The 2,892-nt window shown below is 69.6% G+C and carries 4 protein-coding genes; 3 read left to right on the top strand and 1 reads right to left on the bottom strand.

The window, feature by feature from the left end:
* Positions 1-992: MMPL family transporter (locus AC5RUJ_RS13815; protein ID WP_494156020.1), on the bottom strand; the 992-nt coding region annotated here is incomplete at its 3' end.
* Between the two features lie 115 nt (positions 993-1,107).
* Between AC5RUJ_RS13815 and AC5RUJ_RS13810 the strand changes: the two genes are divergently transcribed.
* The 3 genes from AC5RUJ_RS13810 to AC5RUJ_RS13800 form a co-directional block, all read left to right on the top strand.
* On the top strand, positions 1,108-1,590 hold the full coding sequence (locus AC5RUJ_RS13810) for a MarR family winged helix-turn-helix transcriptional regulator (RefSeq protein WP_494128922.1): 483 nt from the start codon (positions 1,108-1,110) through the stop codon (positions 1,588-1,590).
* 57 nt (positions 1,591-1,647) lie between these two features.
* Entirely contained in the window at positions 1,648-2,454 is an 807-nt protein-coding gene (locus AC5RUJ_RS13805) for a class I SAM-dependent methyltransferase (protein WP_494073992.1), read from the top strand.
* 27 nt (positions 2,455-2,481) lie between these two features.
* On the top strand, positions 2,482-2,892 hold a 411-nt coding region (locus tag AC5RUJ_RS13800; RefSeq protein ID WP_494156019.1), incomplete at its 3' end, for an FAD-dependent oxidoreductase.

Genomic DNA, 2,892 nt, shown 5'->3' with positions numbered 1-2,892 from the left:
GCGCGGCCGGCCAGCAGCAGCACGGCGGGCAGGAAGGTCAGCGCGGCCAGCACGGCGAACACGATGCCGACCGCGGCGATCGGCCCGAGGCTGCGGTTGGAGTTAAGGTCCGAGAACAGCAGGCAGAGCAGGGCCAGGATCACCGTGGCGCCGGAGGCTGCGATCGGCTCGACGGACCCCCGGTAGGCGGTTTTCATTGCCGCCCATTTCGACTCCTGCCCGCCCAGTGCCTCGCGGTAGCGGGCCGTGAGCAGCAGGGCGTAGTCGGTGGCGGCGCCGATTACCAGGATGAACAGGATCCCCTGGCTCTGCCCGCTGAGCCGGATCCAGCCTTGCAGGGCGCACCAGTACACCACGAGGATGGCCGCATAGAGGGCGAACACGGAGGTGAGCAAAACCAGGAACGGCAGCAGGACCGCGCGGTAGACCAGCAGCAGGATGACAAACACGGCGCCCAGCGCCACGGCCAGCAGGAGCCCGTCGATCCCGCCGAAGGCCTCCACCAGGTCGGCGATGAATCCGGCCGGTCCGGTCACATAGCCGGTGGCGGAAGCCGGGAGTTCGGCCGCCAGCACGGCGCGCAGGCCGGCGACCGCCTCGCCGGTATCCAGGTCCTCGGGCACCGGGACGATGAACTGCACCGCTTCGAAGTCATCGGACGGAATCGGGCCGACCACCCCGGCGGCGCCACCTCCCGCAGGCCCGATGGCCTCCGACAGCTGTTCGGCCAGCGGGGCATACTCCGCCAGTTGCTGCGGCTGGAGCGGGTCGTCGAATTCGACCACGACGATGGCGGGGACCGCATCGGCATCCAGGAACCGCTCCTGCCATTCGCCCGCGGCGGTGGATTCGGCGCCGGCCGGAAGGAATCCCGCCTGGTCGTTGGTGGAGACCTCGGAGAGCTTGCCGAAGGTCGGTCCGCCCAGGCCCGCGGCGGCGAGCCAGGCAACCACAACCAGGGCGGGCAGGAGCATTCTGAGCCAACGGGCCATGGGAACCGGACCTCTGTCAGTCGACGGACTAAAACAAGCTCCACTATAGAGTAGTTCCAGCGTGGAGATAAGTCTCGGGTGAACTATCCTTGGAGAGGCTGCCGGAGGGAGGAACGTGGCGCACAGTGAAGAGCGGCTGCTGCTGTTGCTGCAGCAGTTCGTCGTGGAGAGCGAACGCTACATCGAAGCGGTCAGCCAGCGGGACGCCCTGCACCGCACCGACCTCAACGCCCTGGCCGCGATGGTCCGGGCCGCCGACGACGGCCGCACGGTGACGCCGGGCAGCCTGCGGAACGAGCTGCACCTCAGCTCGCCGGCGACCACCGCGCTGGTGGACCGGCTGGACCGCTCCGGCCACGTGAAGCGGACCCGCAGCGACACCGACCGCCGCAAGGTGCACCTGGAGCTGACGGACCTGGCCCGCGCCACCGGCGGCGCCATGTTCGCGCCGCTGGCCCGCAACATCGGCCGGGTGCTCTCCGACTATCCGGCGGAAGACCGGCAGCGGCTCGCGGCGTTCCTGGCGGACATCATCGCCGCCACCGAAACCGCCTGCGCCGAAGTCTCGTCGGCCGAGGTCACGTCGACCGACAAATAGCGCAACATTCCGGCACGGCAGCCGCCTGGCCGCGGGGGCGCGGAGTAGTCTCCCACTATGAAGGACGAGGTCTACTCCCACGGACACCACAAAAGCGTGGTCAAAGCCCATGCCATCCGGACCGCCGAGGACTGCGCGGCCTACCTGCTGCCGGAGCTCAAGCCGGGGATGATGCTGCTGGACGTGGGCTGCGGCCCGGGCAGCATCACCGTTGACCTGGCCGAGCGGGTGGCCCCGGGACAGGTGACCGGATTGGACCGGTCCGACGATGTCTTGACCCAGGCGGCCGAACTCGCCGCCCTGCGCGGAATCGAGAACGCCACCTTCGTCGCGGGCAACATCTATGACCTCGAGTTTGATGACGACACCTTCGACGTCGTGCACGCCCACCAGGTCCTCCAGCACCTGACCGACCCGGTGGCCGCGCTCTACGAGATGCGGCGGGTGGTCAAGCCGGGCGGCATCGTGGCCGTCCGGGACGCCGACTTCCACGGCATGAGCTGGTACCCGGAACTGCCCGAACTCGACGACTGGATGGAGACCTACCAGCAGCTGGCCCGCGGCAACCGCGCCGAACCGGACGCCGGCCGGCACCTCATCGCCTGGGCGCAGGCGGCCGGTTTCCACGACATCACTCCGTCGTCGTCCAACTGGCTGTACGCCACCGAGGAGCAGCGCCGCTGGCAGGGCGAGGTCTGGTCGGAGCGGGTCCTGCATTCCGGCTACGCGGAACAGTCGCTGGAGCGGGGACTGATCGACCGGTCCGGGCTGGAACGGATAGCCCGGGGATGGCTGACGTGGGCCGCTGCCCCGGATGCGTGGTTCCTGATTCCCAACGGCGAGATCCTGGCCCGCAAACCCTGATCCCGCCGGCGGGACGGAAGGACTGATATGCCTCACTACGACGTGATCATCGCCGGCGGCGGTCACAACGGCCTGGTGGCGGCCGCCTACCTTGCCCGCGCCGGGCGGAGCGTCCTCGTGCTCGAACGCGAAGACCAGGTCGGCGGCGCCGCGGTTTCGGCGGAAGTCTTCCCCGGCACCGGGGCCCGCATCTCGCGCTATTCCTACCTGGTCAGCCTGCTGCCGCGTCGCATCATCGAGGACCTGCGGCTGGACCTGCGGCTGCTGCGCCGGCGCTTCTCGTCCTACACTCCCCTGCCCGGGACCGCGGCGGGCCTGCTGGTGGACAACCAGGACCCGGACGCCACCCGCTCCTCCTTCGCCGCGGTGGGCGCGGCCACCGACTTCGAGCCCTTCACCGGGTTCTATCAGCGCACCGGCCGGCTGGCGCGGGCCCTC

It is taken from the genome of Arthrobacter sp. Y3223164, from assembly GCF_059091005.1.
Note: the sequence above shows the minus strand (reverse complement) of the source record. Positions and strands in the feature narration are given on the sequence as shown.